General features: G+C 31.9%; 14 protein-coding genes and 1 pseudogene. All 15 read left to right on the plus strand.

The genetic code is table 4. The features are described 5' to 3' along the window. A pseudogene (locus tag P690_RS0102595) lies at positions 1-217 on the plus strand (IS256 family transposase); the annotation flags it as partial. A gap of 595 nt (positions 218-812) precedes the next feature. Continuing rightward, on the plus strand, positions 813-2,243 hold the full coding sequence (locus P690_RS0102600; RefSeq protein ID WP_245576674.1) for an MSC_0624 family F1-like ATPase-associated membrane protein: 1,431 nt from the start codon (positions 813-815) through the stop codon (positions 2,241-2,243). Between the two features lie 75 nt (positions 2,244-2,318). Next, on the plus strand, positions 2,319-2,753 hold the full coding sequence (locus P690_RS0102605) for a DUF2714 domain-containing protein (RefSeq protein ID WP_245576702.1): 435 nt from the start codon (positions 2,319-2,321) through the stop codon (positions 2,751-2,753). Positions 2,754-2,759: 6 nt separating this feature from the next. Next, positions 2,760-3,704 (plus strand): MSC_0622 family F1-like ATPase gamma subunit, encoded by a 945-nt coding sequence (locus P690_RS0102610; protein ID WP_027122220.1) that lies wholly within the window; start codon positions 2,760-2,762, stop codon positions 3,702-3,704. Positions 3,705-3,707: 3 nt separating this feature from the next. Next, complete coding sequence (locus tag P690_RS0102615; protein ID WP_027122221.1) at positions 3,708-4,199, plus strand: MSC_0621 family F1-like ATPase epsilon subunit; 492 nt, start codon at positions 3,708-3,710, stop codon at positions 4,197-4,199. Next, the gene (locus P690_RS0102620; protein ID WP_027122222.1) at positions 4,189-6,423 is read left to right on the plus strand and encodes an MSC_0620 family F1-like ATPase-associated subunit; all 2,235 of its coding nucleotides are present in this window, start codon (positions 4,189-4,191) and stop codon (positions 6,421-6,423) included. Before P690_RS0102615 ends, P690_RS0102620 begins: the two co-directional genes overlap by 11 nt. 9 nt (positions 6,424-6,432) lie before the next feature. Further along, positions 6,433-7,965 (plus strand): MSC_0619 family F1-like ATPase alpha subunit, encoded by a 1,533-nt coding sequence (locus P690_RS0102625; protein ID WP_027122223.1) that lies wholly within the window; start codon positions 6,433-6,435, stop codon positions 7,963-7,965. Continuing rightward, on the plus strand, positions 7,965-9,365 hold the full coding sequence (locus P690_RS0102630; protein WP_027122224.1) for an MSC_0618 family F1-like ATPase beta subunit: 1,401 nt from the start codon (positions 7,965-7,967) through the stop codon (positions 9,363-9,365). The genes P690_RS0102625 and P690_RS0102630 overlap by 1 nt, the downstream gene beginning before the upstream one ends. 24 nt (positions 9,366-9,389) lie before the next feature. Then, positions 9,390-11,204 (plus strand): Ig-specific serine endopeptidase MIP, encoded by a 1,815-nt coding sequence (gene mip, locus P690_RS0102635; RefSeq protein WP_245576675.1) that lies wholly within the window; start codon positions 9,390-9,392, stop codon positions 11,202-11,204. 88 nt (positions 11,205-11,292) lie between these two features. Then, positions 11,293-13,347: an Ig-specific serine endopeptidase MIP gene (gene mip, locus P690_RS0102640; RefSeq protein WP_027122226.1), complete on the plus strand. Its 2,055-nt coding sequence runs from the start codon at positions 11,293-11,295 to the stop codon at positions 13,345-13,347. 104 nt (positions 13,348-13,451) lie between these two features. Further along, positions 13,452-13,856 carry a DNA-directed RNA polymerase subunit delta gene (gene rpoE / locus P690_RS0102645; protein ID WP_027122227.1) on the plus strand — a complete coding sequence of 135 codons (405 nt, stop codon included), beginning with the start codon at positions 13,452-13,454 and terminating at the stop codon, positions 13,854-13,856. A 6-nt stretch (positions 13,857-13,862) separates the two neighbouring features. After that, entirely contained in the window at positions 13,863-14,735 is an 873-nt protein-coding gene (gene fba / locus P690_RS0102650; RefSeq protein WP_027122228.1) for a class II fructose-1,6-bisphosphate aldolase, read from the plus strand. Positions 14,736-14,744: 9 nt separating this feature from the next. Further along, positions 14,745-15,848, plus strand: coding sequence for a redox-regulated ATPase YchF (ychF, locus tag P690_RS0102655; RefSeq protein ID WP_027122229.1), 1,104 nt, complete (start codon positions 14,745-14,747; stop codon positions 15,846-15,848). 84 nt (positions 15,849-15,932) lie between these two features. Beyond that, a complete protein-coding gene (locus tag P690_RS0102660; RefSeq protein WP_027122230.1) occupies positions 15,933-16,607 on the plus strand; it encodes a thymidine kinase in 675 nt (224 codons plus the stop codon). Between the two features lie 103 nt (positions 16,608-16,710). After that, entirely contained in the window at positions 16,711-17,160 is a 450-nt protein-coding gene (gene rplK, locus P690_RS0102665) for a 50S ribosomal protein L11 (protein ID WP_027122231.1), read from the plus strand. The last annotated feature ends 2 nt before the right edge of the window (positions 17,161-17,162 follow it).

Raw genomic sequence — 17,162 nt, forward strand, 5'->3', positions numbered from 1 at the left:
CAACATAGTTGAAAACTATAATTCAGTAATTGGTAGTTTCCTAGCTGCTAAAAAGTCTTTTAATAACATAAACCAACTGTTATTAGACCTTTATGTACATTTTGGTTACAACCCAAGGTACAAAAAACTAAATCAGAAAAGTAATAGACTGAGAAATTGACATAGAATATATGAAGAGTTAATGGATGTATTTCCGAACTTACTTAAGAAAAACTAAAAGTTCGAAAAAATCCAGATTACACAAAATTAGCTTCGTTCCCGATAAAATTCGTAATGTTGTGTCTTTTTTAAATATATTACAAACCATTTATTAAATTAAGGAACAAGAATATATAGATAAAATATAGAAATATCAAATATTGAAGAATAGCTATATTAAAATATAAATAAAGATAGTTGTATTTTTATTAATAGTTATTAACTCTAAAAGTCTTTAAAATAGCATTTTTAGGTTTACATAATTATTATTTTTCGTTATAATTTATCAATATAAATACCCGATAAGCCTATACTGAATTGCTGGGTAAGATCTAGCTTTTCACTAAAATGTGAAGATTGATCACGTTGAGCTTATTGGAAATATCTAAATGTCTGTTAAAAAACTATCAATTAATTTAGATAAATTTAAAAGATTATTTAAGATACAAAACAATAACATATTTTACGAACTAAAATCTGAAGTTGTTTCGATAAAACAAAATGCTAAGCTGGTTTTGTTTTATCGTTTATTAATCTTTTTAATATTATTTTCATTTAGTGTTGGTTTTATAATGGAACCTGCTAGGTTATTTTTGGTGAATTTAATCCCGCAAATGAATTCATCAGGTAACAACATGCAGCAAGCTGGTGCTGTGGATCCGAATCGGTTTCCAATAACTGCACTATTCCAGTTTCAAAACCCCACATTCCAAAGTGTTAATTTCTATATCCTATTAAGATTAATAGGTTTATATTTAGTTTTCATCACTTCTCTATGATGAAACTACCAGAATGTAAGTTCACTTAATCACAGAATTAAGCGATACTGAATATGATTCATTATCTATACTAGTTTAAGCATTATTAGTGGGGCTTTACTTTTAGGATGAACAAACAATAAAGCTAGTTTAGCAACTGTTTTAGGTGTTTGTTCATTAAATGTCATCTTAGTAGTTCTTAACTATGCTTACTGGGTAATTAGTTACACCTTAAACAAAAAGATTCAACCAATTAGTAAGAAAAATGTTCTTATTATTTTAGTTTCTTATTCAGCTAAACTATTTGGTTGAATCTTACTATTTATCTTTTTAGATCAATTGATTAAAGGTAGCAAGGATTCAACAGTAATCTTTAACGATAATAAGGTGGTCAACTTCATTAACTCATTAACTACTGGATTATCACCTGGTAGAGTAGTTTTATTATTCGTATTAATTACTTTATCAATCACATTATTTGTCTTATCTAACCTATACGCATTATTAAATCTAAAGCTATTCTTTGTTAAGTTAATTAATGATGATTTAAAAAATAAAGCTTATGGAACAATGGGATTTTGTTTCATTATTTTAACCACATTAGTATTTGGAATCATCAAAGTATTGGCTGATGGCAAATACCCAGATGATAACATTATTGCTACTAATGAAATAAACTTAGGTGTTAACTGATTCTGAATTGCGGGAACATTGTTATTCTTATCATATTGATTAGTTTATTTCTTTGTTATTCGAAGAAATAAAGCTCCAGTAATCAACAACATCTATCACTCAGGTTCTTTATTATTAATTTGATCAATCTTCATTGCATCTGATTTTAATCGCCCTAACTTTGATACGGCTCATGCTTATATCAGCTTACTAATCATTACGCTAATTACTTTGCTTATTATTATTACTTACATTATTAGTGCAAACAAACAATCAGCGGGAATTATCATCAGCTTAAGCTTAGTATCAATCTTCATCGTTGCTAGTGTGTTTTTAATCACATTTAACAACACCTTAATTAATAATCAAAACTTTACTTTAAAGTCACTCAACTCTAATTTAGCGATCAATCAAATCTTATATGCTTTATTAGCAATCATCTTGAGTCTTAACTTTATCTATGTGGTATTAGGGATTTACTTTATTTACTTCTTTATTAATAAGAATAGTATCTTCAGATTTAGAAAAATCAAGATTAATAACAATGAAGAATCATCTGATAATCTTAATAATCAAGACAAAGTACAAGCAAACCAAGAGTTAAATAATCAATAGGAGTTAATTCATAATGAAAAATAAAAAAAAAATAACATCTTACAAGATGAGATCATTGAAACAAATTACCCTTCTTTAGTTCAACACAAAGATTTTGTTGAATTTTCACAACTATTTAATACTGCGTTGTTACAAACCAATACAGCCGAATCTTCTCCTCAAGCAAAACTATTTGTTGAAAAGACTAAACACGCAATAAGCAATCATTTACAAATAGTTTTTGATAAATTTATCATTTCTTGAACTAAGAACATTCGTTTTTCTTTATCTAAATTGATTCCTGCAGTAACCATGGTGGAATCTTCTCAAACTGATGGGGTTAACCTAAAATCAGATTTAACTGAACGCGAGAATTTAAGGGAGTTAGCTGAAAGATTCAACTTATTAATGAATCACCAGTTATTAGAAGAAAATAAGATTGTAGAAGTTGTTGATGGAATTATTGTTTATCGTTCTAAAGAAACCGGCCAATTAAAAGTTGTGTTTTCTAAAGAAATCATTAACGCGTAATTTCTTATGGACATAAAAAAACTCGAGCGGAAGCAAGCCAGTTTAAAAAACATTTATACTCTGGTAAGTTCCAAGCGTGATATTGAATTAATTAAGATTTTTAAATTATCTAAACGATTTGAATATTTTTATAAAAGAGCGATCAATTCTAAAACTTTGTTAGACATCTTACACAAGAAGTTCAATTTAAAAAACCCGTTTTATGAAGGTAGTCCAACACTAGCAAATAGTAAACTAATTAGTTTTGCACTTGATAAAGTTGAAGACATGTTCTTTGCTAGCAAAAAGACCTTATGGATATATGTAACCGAAACTCAAAACGCTGCTGCTGATAACTATTCAAGATATGATCGCGCAATTTTAAGACAAGAAAATGTGGAAAATGATCAGTTTATTACAATCGGTGAACATGCTAAAAACTTTTGCACTAAAAACCATCTAGAAGTTGTCAAACACTACTCAGAAAACGATTATCAAGCTTTAAGTAAAACTATTCCTGAAATTATTCGTTTAAAGATTGAATCTGGTGATATTATTGATATTCACTTTGTGATTAACTCAAATAAGATTAAAAACAAATTCTTAAAGATCTTACCAATCAAAAGCTTTGAATTAGATACTTCTTATTATGAAAAAGCTGATACGATCGTAGAGAATATTGAAAACTATAAGTTGTACAACAACTTACAAGAGTTCATCGTTAATGAAATTAACTCTTATCTAAGAAACGTTGTTACTTCATTATTAGTTGAATCATCACTAATCATAGCTAAAAACAACCTTGTTAAATACAACAAAACTCTTAGTGATCTTGATGAAAACTTATTAAACCTAAGGCGCGAAATCCTAAAACAAAAACGCGAAATCGAAATCCAAGAGCTGCAAATGTTAACAAGAAACAACGAATCAATGATTAAGATGGAATCAAATAAAGATGGGGACATGGATTAGATTATGGCAAAACACAACTTTAAAACAATTCCATCTGAAATTGAATTCATTCGTTTCAATAATAAGTTGTTTAGTTACAAACAGGGTTACTTTATGCTTAATGTTAACCATATTGATGAATGAGATTTGATTCAAGATAACTCTTTAATCAGTATTGAAAATGTTTTCTTTAAGATCTATGATCCGATAGCCGATGAAGAAGATTACTACATTATTCGTAATTCCTTTATCAAGATTGAAAACAACAAAGTAACAATTTATAGTGATGATCACTTCGAACCATTAAAAATTGATTACAAATTTAAAGTCAAAAAATATGATGATATGCTTGCTGAATTCAATAAGAAATTATCATACTACGAATCTAAGATTAACTTAGGTTTAGACTTCCAAGAGTTGATTGATTACAATGCAGTGAGAAAAGAAAAGAAATACCATTCTTTAATTCGCGACTTTAACCTAGTTAAGAAAAAGGTTGATAAAAATGAAAAATAAAAGCAAATTAAAACGATTGATTTATTGACAATTTGGATTATTAGTTCCCGCTTTATTTGTTTCTACACTTGGTGGAGTAATTAGTCATCACAAGAGTTCAGTAAACGAAGTTAAATTAGTTAACCAAGCAGGCGATGGGTTAGATGAATCAACACCCATGCAACCAAATGACCCAAATGCTCCTGTTAATAACCCCAATGGTTCAGGTGGCACAAACAAACCAGAGCAACCACCAAGACAACCAGCTAATTTAGAAACTTTAAAAGCAGATATCGATGCTAAAATGGGCGACGCAATCAATCAATTTATCCAAGATATTTTCTTAGGTAAGGATAATCTAATTGATCAAAAGATAGCAGCGATTCAAAACCAAAAAGATTTAAGTTTTGAAGACAAGTTTAATCGCACACTTTATTATTCTCAGATTAAAGCTTTCTTTGCTAAACACCAAAATGATATTAAAGCAAATCCGTCACAATATGGTTTAAATATCGTTTACCCATACGTGATCTCAAACAATGCTCAATTTAATAAGGGTACGATCGTATTTAATAAGAAAACTTATGAAAATAAGATCTGAGGTAACACCGATACTACCAACTATAAAGCTGAGGTAACTGGTGATGGTAACTCAATAACACCTAACCCTGATGCATCTAAAGCAACAGTACAAAACACCACTACCGATGAAGAAGGTAAAAATGTTTTAAAAACTTACTTTGATGCTTTAAAACAAAGTGCTACTTCAATCTTCTTAAATGATGAAGACTTACCATCAGCTGGTAAGGATTACGATATCAATGGTAAGGTAACTGATACCAACGATGCTGGAGTTTTTTCAAATCCACCAAAAAACTTTGAGTCTTGAGATCAATACATCATCAGTAAAATCAGACCACGATTCATCGATTTTGACTTACAACAAAACCGTGATCCGGCTGAACAAGAACAACAAAACCAAAATAACCCAGCTGTTGAAAACTTACTACCACCAACAGTTCCAGTTGATGGTCAACCAGTATCAACTGATCCAAAAGATCTAATTGAAAACATTCCTAGATTTGTTCCTCAAGTAAGATCAATGTATTCTACTCAATCAGCAAGTTCTATATTACAACAGTACACAACTTATAATAAAGCTGATAAATCAGATGTGTTCTTCTACTTCGAGAATCCAATCAATACTAGATTTACATATCAAGTAACAGTTTTATCAATGCAAAATGGTAAATTAAACGCAACCGTTCAGATCCAAGACTCAGTGGATAAAGATGCTACAGCTACCTACACTAAAGAACTTGATACCGTTGGTTTAAATGGAAACGCTCAACAGATTAACCATAACCGCGAATTAGCTTATCCGGCTATTGAAAAGCTGTTTTTAAACTTCTATGAATCTGTGGGATTAGATGCTAAATTAAACTATGGTGATGCGACAAAGGTTTATGTAGAACCGCAAACGATTTTCCAAATGGTTTATCTAGCAATGCGAGCCATCAACAAAAAAGAATTTAAAGATGATCTAAATATTATCTTGAGTCGAAGTATTGGCTACAGCACATTCCAAAGTAATGGTTATTTCTTAAACTTTTTAAGAAACCAACTGGTTAACCAACAGTTTGTATACTGGCAACTAATCAGCGAGATGTACAAGCGAATCTTCATTGCTTTCATTCGTGACTTTAATAAAGATGACTTAAAAAATAAACTAATAGCTTTATTAACAGCAAACAAAGTAACTCCTCAACAATTCAATGATTCGTTTACTGAGGCTAGAAAAAAATTACTAAGATTAGATTCATTAATCAAACAAACAATTGGTTCGCCACAAGTACACTTCAACAACATAGTTGATCAAATTAAGGATATGAACAACACCTTAAGACCGTTCAACTTGGTGTATGACAAGATTTCAGATCAAGCTAATGGTGATGCACAAAAAGAAGCTGCCCTAACAGCTGCACTAAAATCATTCTCAACTGATATCAATAGTATTTTGGCTAACTCAAGAACAGTAGCTAACCCATTCTTAATTACACTAGCTGTGTTTCTAGGAATCATCTCAATGTCACTATACGGTTTTTATTTCATGCAACTTGCATTTAATAAAACCAAACAAATTAACAAACTGAATAAACCTTTAATCATTACTGTTTTAACTATCGCTTCAATTGCACTAGTTGCAACCGCACTGATCGCTTTAAAAATAATCGGAGTATTTTAATAAGAACATATGAATCCAAAAATCGTTGCTGCTTTAGATTACGTTATTCAAGTCGAAGGTCGATTTGATTACCAACAAAATCAAGTATTTACTATAAGAAACAAACCTAATTTCCGTGCAATGGTAATTAGTGCGACTACTGATACTGGTTTTTTAATCGTTGATGCTGCTAATGCTGATTTTGAAATCGGTGATGAAATTATCCCAACCAATAATGATAATAATGTAAGAACTACCAAACAATACTTTGGTAACATTATTGATATTGATGGCAATATCTTATATCCAACCAAACACAAACCTGAATTTCAACCTAACTCATTATCTTCAAATGCGTTTGCTACTTCAAGAAACCTATTAGAAGTTAACCGCTTAAATGAACAACTTTATACCGGTATTATGGCGATCGATTTATTGATGCCAATCGGTAAGGGTCAAAGAGAGTTAATTATTGGTGACCGTGGTACGGGTAAAACTCATATCGTATTAAATGCGATTATTAACCAAACAATTCGTAAAACAAACGTTAAATGTATTTATGTTTCAATTGGTCAAAAACGTCAAAACGTTGCTGACGTTTATGAAACATTAAAAAAACATGGAGCTCTTGAAAACACCATTATTATTGATGCTCCTGCAACTAATTCTTACCACCAATACCTAGCACCTTATGTTGCTATGGCACATGCAGAAAACATCTCACACTTTCAAGATGTTTTAGTAATCTTTGATGATATGACTAAACACGCTAATATTTATCGTGAAATGTCATTATTAGTTAATCGTCCTGTAGGTAAAGAAGCTTTCCCTGGTGATATCTTCTTTAGCCACGCTTCAGTACTTGAACGTGCTGGTAAGTTTACTGACCGTAAAACAATTACATGTTTACCAATCGTTAAAACAGTAAACAACGACATTACCTCATTAATTTCATCTAACTTGATTTCGATTACGGATGGTCAGATCGTTACCAACACTGATTTATTCGCTAACGGGATCTTACCTGCGATTAATATCGACCTATCAGTTTCACGTCTAGGTAGTTCGGTACAATCTCCTGTGATCGCTAAAGTAGCTTCACAAATCAACAAAAAATACCGTGCTTACAAACGTCAAAGTAAGCTATGAACCTTAAAATACGATTTAAACGAAGAAACTGCTGATTTAATTAGCAAAGGTAAAGCAATCGAACAACTATTCATTCAAAAAGGTTTTGCTCCTTACACCGAACGTTTCATGCTATTAATTACTAAATTAATTCTATGAGGCACGCTAAGAAAAGTTGATAACAAAGCTCAAGAAGCACTATCATTCATCAACGCGTTGATTGATAAAGATCCTATTGCTAAATGAATCTATGACCATCTAGAGTCTGGTCAAGACTTTAATGATGATTTAATGCGTAACTTCTTCGAGTATTCATTAGCACAATACTTTAGATTTAAAGAATACGATATTCAGATAGATGTTGATAAGAAGTTTATTGATTTCAAACCACAAGAATTACAAGCAATTGTTGATAACATGAAGGGAGCATTATAATGATCGGACACGTAACTAAGATCTGAAACAATGTTGTGGAAGCAACATTTAAAAAAGAAGAACTACCAAAAGTAGATTTTATCTTAACTTTGCACAATAATACATGTGTATTATTGGTTAAAAGAATTATTGATGATACTAGTGTTAGAGCAATTGTAATCTATCAAAAACAAAGCATTAAGATTGGTGATCAAATAGTTAATACTAACGACACGCTAAAAGTACCAGTAGGTCAAGCTGCTAAGAATAATATCTATGATATTTCAGGTGCGCCGATGTTACAACAACGCGCTAAGGGTATTAAATATATCCAAATGAATTCAACAATTAAAAAAGAAAAGAAGATCTATTCTAAGCATGAAATTTTAGAAACTGGGATTAAAGCGATCGACTTCTTTATGCCAATTCTTAAGGGTCACAACCTAGGGATTTTAGGTGGTGCTGGGGTTGGTAAAACCGTATTGATGAAAGAAATTATCTTTAACTCATCAAGATCAAATAGCGCTAAGAAAAACTCATCAATCTTTATTGGTTCAGGTGAACGTAGTCGTGAAGGGGTTGAGTTGTTCCAAGAGTTAGAACAATCTAATCTGATGAAAGACTCAATGATGTTCATCTCAAAAATGGACGAACCACCAGGTGCAAGAATGTCAATCGTTCCTTATGGAGTAACAGCAGCTGAGTATCTTCGTGATGTTGAAAAAGAAGACGTACTATTATTCATTGATAATATCTTCAGATTCATCCAAGCTGGTAACGAAGTTGCTCCAGCGCTAAACAAAAAACCAATTACTGGTGGTTATCAAGCAACACTTGATACTGAAGTATCAAACGTTGAAGATCGATTATACGCGACTGAAGATGGTTCAATCACTTCGTTCCAAACCCTATTCTTACCAATGGACGATTTAGCTGATCCATCAGCAGTATCAATCTTTAGTAACCTAGATGGTTCATTAGTGCTTTCACGTGAACAAACTTCTAAAAATATCTTCCCTGCTTTTGACCCATTAGCTTCTTCATCTTCATCAGTATCACCTGATATTATTGGTCAAAGACACTACAATGCAATTATTGAAGTTAAAAGTATCTTACAAAAATACCGTGATCTAGAAGACGTTATCTTAATCCTGGGGATTGATGAACTTGATAAGGAAAATAAGATTATCGTTAAAAAAGCATTACAGTTACAAAACTTCTTTACTCAAAACTTCTTTGTGGCAGAAGCTTATACTAAAGCTAAAGGTGTGTATGTAACTTTAGAAGAAACTTTAGAATCAGTAATCCGTATCGTTGAAGGTAAATACATTAACCAATCACCTGAAATCTTCTCATTCATTGGATCTAACTTAGATCTACCAACTGATGAAGAATTAAATCTAAATAAAGTTGACCTTTAATAAACAACTAATCATTTATCGATTATGAAACGATGAACAAAATATTTGGCTTTGTGTTTAGGTAGTGCGATAATCGTAAGCTCTTGTACAAAACCTAAAGATCCTTCAGATTCTGGGGGAAATAAAACCAATCAACCTGGTAACAATCAGCTGTATAATATTGACCCTGATATTGATAATATTAATCAACCGATTCCAGCAAAAAATCAGTGAAGAAACCAAGTTACCGATAACCAACGCGTGGTAGCAGATCAGTACCCTAATTTTGCTGCAACTACCAACTTTGTAAACTACTATCTTTACAACAACAAAAATACACAAAAGCCATCATTCTGATTAAAAGATCGCGCAGATAAATCTCATGTTAGTCCATTCAGCTTAACTAATGCTCAACTAAAAGCAATTAATGATAAAGCTAAAACGATCGATCAACCTAACTATCAAGATGCTTATGCTTATGGATTTGGTTTACCTGGTACTGATAAAGACAAGAAAACCTTAAATGATACCATTGATGTAATCAATGATACAAATTCAACTGCAAGTATTCCTTATTACAATGTTAGAGGTAATAATTTAGCATCTATTGATCCAGGTAGATCTTGGATGATTGCTAATGAAAAATATCAACAATTGTCTAAAATTACTTATTCTATTCGAATAACTAATAGCTCAACTGATCAACCAGTTAAACAAGATCAATCAAGTCATGTAACACAAGATCCACTTGTAAATGTTGGTAACTGAAGCGGGACAGCTTGAATCTTAGATTACGATTTAACAAATGATAATTCTTATCCAACTACTTGATATTTTGCAAGCAACTTCCACGTGCTACAACACTTACAGTTAGCTGGAGATAGTCAAGCATTAATTCGTAATAATAATGTTCAAACAAGCAAGATTGAATTATTTCAATTAGATCAAAATCATTTAAAATTAGGTGAAAGAATTTCACCAATGCAATCTCAAGGAAGTAGTTTCCAAGATCCTTATTTAAAAGTTACCGAAATTAAACCTTCAAGTGTAAAAACAGTTTTCTTAGGTAATGATGCAATTAAACAAACAACTAACTCATTTACTCAAGACTCAAAATATACTGCTGCTCATACATTATTAGACTTTGGTGTAATAAGAGTAACTTTCCCTGATGCACAAACCGCTAAAACCGTAACTAACAATTACGCTAATTGAAATGATTCTGATAAATTTAAACCTGCTAAATATTCATATTTAGATGATGCTAAATATAAATCATTACCTGCTAACAGTTTATATGCTCTAGGTTTTCCTGTTTCTAGACGTGATGGCATTCTCGATTCAAGGATTTATGGTAATATTGATAATTTAAGAACACCATGAATTAACAAACCACAAAACACTAACGGTGTTAGTGAAGGCGGTGGGGATTTCTCTTGAAATGTTACTTCTAGGTCATTCGTTAATAAACCAGGAATTACTGATATTTTCTTAACCAATCCAAGAATAGGTCGAGATAATAGTTTTTATAACGTTAACAAAACTGATTTTGCACATACTGGATTAGGTTATTTAATTGATCATTATGCTGTACCACCAGGTGGTAGTGGTTCACCAATCGTTAACTCTAATAACGAAATAGTCGGTTTAGTCTTTGCTTCAGATAACGATATTAACACTGGCATCTCATTAGCTCTTCACTCAGAAGGTTTTAATTATCAGAACTATTATGGTAATTACAACTTACCTAAATATGATTTGATTTATGGAACAGGTGATGATAACCAAACTAAATCATATTACCAAGGGTTAAAACTAATTGAACCAACCAAAAATGTTAACACATGATTATTCCATTAATGATATATATAAATGATTACTATAATAAAACTTGTTATATAATTAAATATAAGATAGCTGGCTTTATTAATAAAATTTTATTGATCTAATGATTAAAGCTAAGTTTAGAAAATTTAAATACTTGTTTACGTTATTATCAGCAAGCGTAATTATCGTAGCAAGTTGTAAAACAGGTGGAGAGAGCTCAAAGCCAAAAGATCCTAACGAAGGAACAAAACCTCAAGATCCTAATAATCCGTTTGATCCTAACAATCCAGGTGGTGGCGGGGGTATAGGAAGTTCTCCGCAGAGTTTAACATTGCCTGATCCTCAAGTAAATAATCAGTTTGATTCTAATGGGAATAGAGTAGTTGCAGATCAGTATCCAAACTATGATGCTTATGTTAATCTTGATAACTTAAGCAAGGCTCGTAGGTTTACACCGATTGATGAAAAATCAACACCAAGAGCAGGTGTAACCAATCCAAATGATATTGATCCTGAAAAATTAAAAGCATACGATGATAAGGCTAAGAAGTTAGGTTTACCAACTTATCGTGATGCTTTTGGTTATGGTTTCTTACTGCCTAATATCGATGATAATGGTCAAGTGGGCACTGGCTTAGTTCAAAGAAAAGACTTGAATGGTCCTAACTTAATACCAGCTTACCAAGCAGGATTCTTAGACTCAGATTTTAACTTTGCTAACTTAGCTGATCCAAGTGGTTTTTTAGGTTTACCAAGAACGATTCTTAACGATAATTATCGTAAGTTTTCAAAGACAACTTATTCTTTTTATTACTCTAACGATTATAAGGACGAACAAAAAAGAAAAGAATCTAAAAACTATAATGATGCTAAAAAGATTGACGAAAAGTTTCAATCTTACTTAGGTACAACTTGAATTTTAGATTATAAGTTGCCAGAAACAAACGAAACGTATCCAACAACTTGATATTTTGCTAGCAACATGCACGTGTTAGAAAATTTACTGTTAGATAATATTGCTGGTACTGAAAATGATTTCAGAGATTTCCAAAATAGGAATTATGATGTTAGAACTAATTTTGCTCGTTTAACTTTTGCAAACTATTGAAATACCGATGTTACACCAACTGGTTCAAGATTTGCTACATCTCAACCTAACTCAGTAACAACCTTAAATGATCGAATAGGTGATAATTTTGAGCAAACTAATATGACTGATGAGCAATTCAAAAAGATTAATACTCCTTATGTTACTGTAAATATTGATCCAGCAAAAATTAAACCTATTTTCCTAGGTGCAGACTTTTTAAAACCACAATCAACTCCACAAATATCTGGAAGATTTTCTAATGCTAAAACAATGATCGATTTTGGTGTTATTGAAGTTACGTTTAATAGTCCCCAAATTGCTAAATGATTAACAGGTGATTATGCTAACTGAGATTCAAGTCAAAAATACACCTTCGCATCTTCATCATTGCTAAACAACGAAACATATAAGACCTTGAAACAAAACGATCTATATGCAATCGGTTTCCCTAACTCATATGACGATTATAAGGTTAGATACGCTGGTTCAGATGGTGAAAACATTCAAGCATCTAGGCAATATGTTTCTTACTGAACAAATAAATCAGGTAACTACTACGCTAACTTAAACCCTAATGCATTTTTAAAAGCTAATATGAATCAAGGTGGAGATCTAAGCTGATCTAATACAAGAACATTTGTTAACAAGCCAGGTGTTACTGATATCTTATTATCTTACCCTTCATTTAATGGTTCTCCTAACGTTTACTCAAGAATGCCTTATATCAATACGGGATTAGGTTACTTAATTAATAATTATGTACCAGCCGGTGGTGCTTCAGGTACAAGAATTATTGATAGTAGTGGTAAAATCTGAGGAATCTTGTATGGGGTAGCTAGATCTTCAACTTCAGGTTATGTAGTATCTTTAAGAAGTGAAGGTATGAACTATGATGGTTTATACGGCTCATACAACCTACCACAATATGACTTAATTTATGGTGGTGGTAAGGATCAAAATGATTCATATTTAGACCAAATGAAAAAAAGAAGGGGAAGTGAAAAAACTTGATTATTCCCTAATGGGGTTAATAACTTTACTATCCCACCAGAATTTCAATTCCACAAATCTACAGCAACCAAATAATTAAATAAAATAATTTATAATACTAACTTAATAAAAATATGGGTAAGTGATACTCATATTTTTTATTCGTATATTTATAATTAAAAAGATATATTCTATATAAAATGGCTTCATTAATTGACAAGGCTTACAAAGTTGCCCAAAAAAACTTTGCAAAGAAGGGATTTAGTTTTAACGACTTGTGAAAATTAGTCGTTAAAAACGAAAACCTAAATAAAAAGGATGCTCAAGATATGATCGGAGCATTCTATACTGATTTAATTCAAGACACTAGATTTGTTTATATCGGTGACCAAAAATGATTAATTAAATCAATGATGCTTCATGATGAATGAGCAAAATTATCTGAAACATTACATAACCAACAAGAATACCTTGAAGAAGGTTATGAACACGTTAAAGTTCAAGTTGAAGTTGATGAATCTTCACCTGAGATTAGTAATGAGGGTGAAGAGTCTTCATTAATCGACGACAATATTATTGTTGATTCAACGGAGGAAGAAAATTAATCGATTATGTCTAAACTAGTAAACGCGAAAGCGATGATTCAAAAAGCCACTAAAGAAGGCTATGCAATTGCACATATTAATACGAATAACCTAGAATGAACTAGAGCAATCTTATCAGCAGCTCAAGAAGCTAATGCCCCTTTAATTATTGCTGCTAGTGAAGGTGCAATTAAATACATGGGTGGATATAAAGCTGTTTATCACATTGTAAATGATGCTATGGATAGTTTGAACATCACAGTTCCAGTAGCTTTACACCTTGACCACGGTACTTATGATGGTGTGTTCAAAGCTTTAGAAGCTGGATTTACATCTGTAATGTTTGATGGTTCACATTTACCATTTGCAGAAAACTACGAAAAATCAATCAAAGTTATTGAAGTAGCTAAAAAATATAACGCTTCAGTAGAACTTGAAGTTGGCACAATCGGTGGTGAAGAAGATGGTGTAGTAGGTAATGGTGAATTAGCTAATCCAGAAGAATGCAAAAAGATGAAAGACTTAGGATGTGATATGTTAGCAGCTGGAATTGGTAATATCCACGGAATTTACCCAGAATCTTGAAAATCATTAAACTTTGAAGTTCTAAGCGAACTTAAAAAAGCAAGTGATGCTTCTTTAGTTTTACACGGTGGTAGTGGTATTCCTAATGAACAAGTTAAAAAAGCTATTAGTCTAGGAGTAACTAAAGTTAACGTAAATACTGAATGTCAATTAGCTTTTGCTAGTGCAACTAGAAAATACATTTCAGAAAACAAAGATCTTGACCAACACAAAAAAGGTTATGATCCAAGAAAACTATTAAAACCTGGATTTGAAGCAATTAAAGCGACTTGTATCGAAAAGATCAAGTTATTCGGTTCAGAAAACAAAGCGTAGTTAAATAAGATGCTAAAAGCAGGAATTATTGGATTGCCCAATGTAGGTAAATCCACATTATTTAACGCGATTACAACCGCCCAAAGCTTGGTAGCTAACTACCCATTTGCCACAATCGAACCTAGTTTTGGAATCGTCGAACTACTTGATGATCGTTTATATCAATTAGCTAAGCAAATCGAACCAGAAAAAATTGTCTATGCAACTATCATGTTTGTTGATATTGCAGGTTTAGTTAAAAACGCTTCAAAAGGTGAAGGTTTAGGTAATAAATTTTTAAGCAATATTCGTGAAGTTGATTGTTTAATTCACGTAGTAAGATGTTTTGATAATAAAAACATTACCCATGTACACAACCATGTTGATCCAGTTAACGATATTGAAACAATCAACTTAGAGTTGATTATCTCAGACCTTGAGATCGTTAATAACCGGATTAATAAGATCAAAAGAAAATACGAATCTGGCGATCGTTCAGTTGGAGTTGAATACGAACTACTAAACAGAATCAAACAAACTCTTGAAAATAATCAGATGTTAGATCTATCTGAATATTCTCAAGAAGAGTTGACGATCATGAAAGGTTTTAATTTACTAACAGCTAAACCTAGAATTTATGTTGGTAATATTAATGAGAAGCATTTATCTGATCCACTAAATAGCCCACACGTCCAAGCATTAGCTGATTTCTGTAAGCAAAACTCAGAAGAATACTTAACGATCTGTGCTGAGCTTGAACAAATGATTTCAGTTGAACTAACCAACGATAAAGAGCTGCAAGATATTATGCAAGCGTTTGGCATCGAAGAAACAGGTTTAAACAAGATCGCTTTTAAAGCTTATGAAATGTTAGATTTATGTACTTTCTTTACGTATGGTAAGAAAGAAGTTCGAGCTTGAACATTTAAAAAGAACTCTTTAGCACCAACTTGTGCTGGAGTAATTCACTCTGACTTTGAAAGGGGCTTTATTAAAGCTGAAGTAATTCACTGAACCGATCTAATTAAATATGGTTCTGAATTAAAGGCTAAAGAAGCTGGTAAACTCCGCCTTGAAGGTAAACAATACGTGGTTCAAGACGGTGATGTAATTAATTTCAAGTTTAATGTTTAATAAAAAATTTAGTTCATTAGAATAAATATTGTTCTAAAAGAATATTTATTCTATAAATAATAGTTAAAAGGGGATTATTTAAAGATGGCTAAAAAGAACGCAATGACTACTACAAATGGCTGAATTGAGGCAATTTGCGGTCCGATGTTTGCTGGTAAAACTGATGAGTTAATCCGCAAAATTAAGCGTTATGAATATGCTGATGTGAAATCTTTAGTGTTTTCACCAGCAACTGATACTAGATCAGCTCAAGAGATTATCAATTCTAGAGATGGTCGTAGAATCGGTTCAATTAAGATCAAAAAAGCATTTGAGATTTATGATTATGTATTAATGCATAAACCACAATTAATAGGAATTGATGAAGTTCAATTTTTTGATGATTCAATCGTAGAAGTAATTCAAACATTAGCCGATAACGAAATTAATGTAATTGTTGCTGGTTTAGATCGTGATTTTAGGGGTGAACCATTTGGTCCTATCCCTAAAATACTAGGGATTGCTGAATCAGTAATTCGTTTGACTGCAATCTGTTCTGAATGCGGTGCTGAAGCTAGTAGAAGTCAACGTTTAATCGATGATAAGCCAGCTGATTATAATTGCGAAACAATTCTAATCGGGGATAGCGAATCATACGCACCAAGATGTCGTCACCACCACAAGGTTCCTAATCGTCCGATCAATGATCAGACCAAGAACTTCAAACGTGCATTAAAAAATAATTTTGATAAAATAGTAGAGCAATCTTCAAAAGATTAAGATTGTGAAATTCTAATTTAGTGCAGAAGAACTTTAATCATATAAAGTTCGCTATACTGCATAAAGAACATTTAAAAATTTTTAATATAGAAAGGTGTTGCTTGTGGCTAAAAAAGAAATCACAAGAATTGCCAAGCTAGAACTAATTGGTGGTCAGGCTAAACCTGGACCAGCTTTAGCTTCAGTTGGTATTAATATGGGTGAATTCACCAAACAATTTAACGAAAAAACTAAAGATAGAATGGGTGATATCGTTCCTGTTATTATTACTGCGTTTAATGACAAGAGTTTTTTATTCGAACTAAAAACAACTCCAGTTACAGTTTTATTAAAGAAAGCTGCTAAGATCGAAAGAGGTGCTAAGAACCCTAAGACTGAAAAAGTTGGTAAGATCTCTAAAGCTGAAGCATTAAAGATTGCTGAATACAAGATGGCTGATCTTAATGCTTATGATGCAGAAGCTGCTTTAAGAATGATTGCTGGTACAGCAAAACAAATGGGATTAGAAATCGAAGGTGTTGATCCTGTTACTAAGAGCAAGAAAGGATCTTAATA

It is taken from the genome of Mycoplasma imitans ATCC 51306 (genome assembly GCF_000518305.1).
Taxonomy (GTDB): Bacteria; Bacillota_I; Bacilli_A; order Mycoplasmatales; family Mycoplasmoidaceae; genus Mycoplasmoides; species Mycoplasmoides imitans.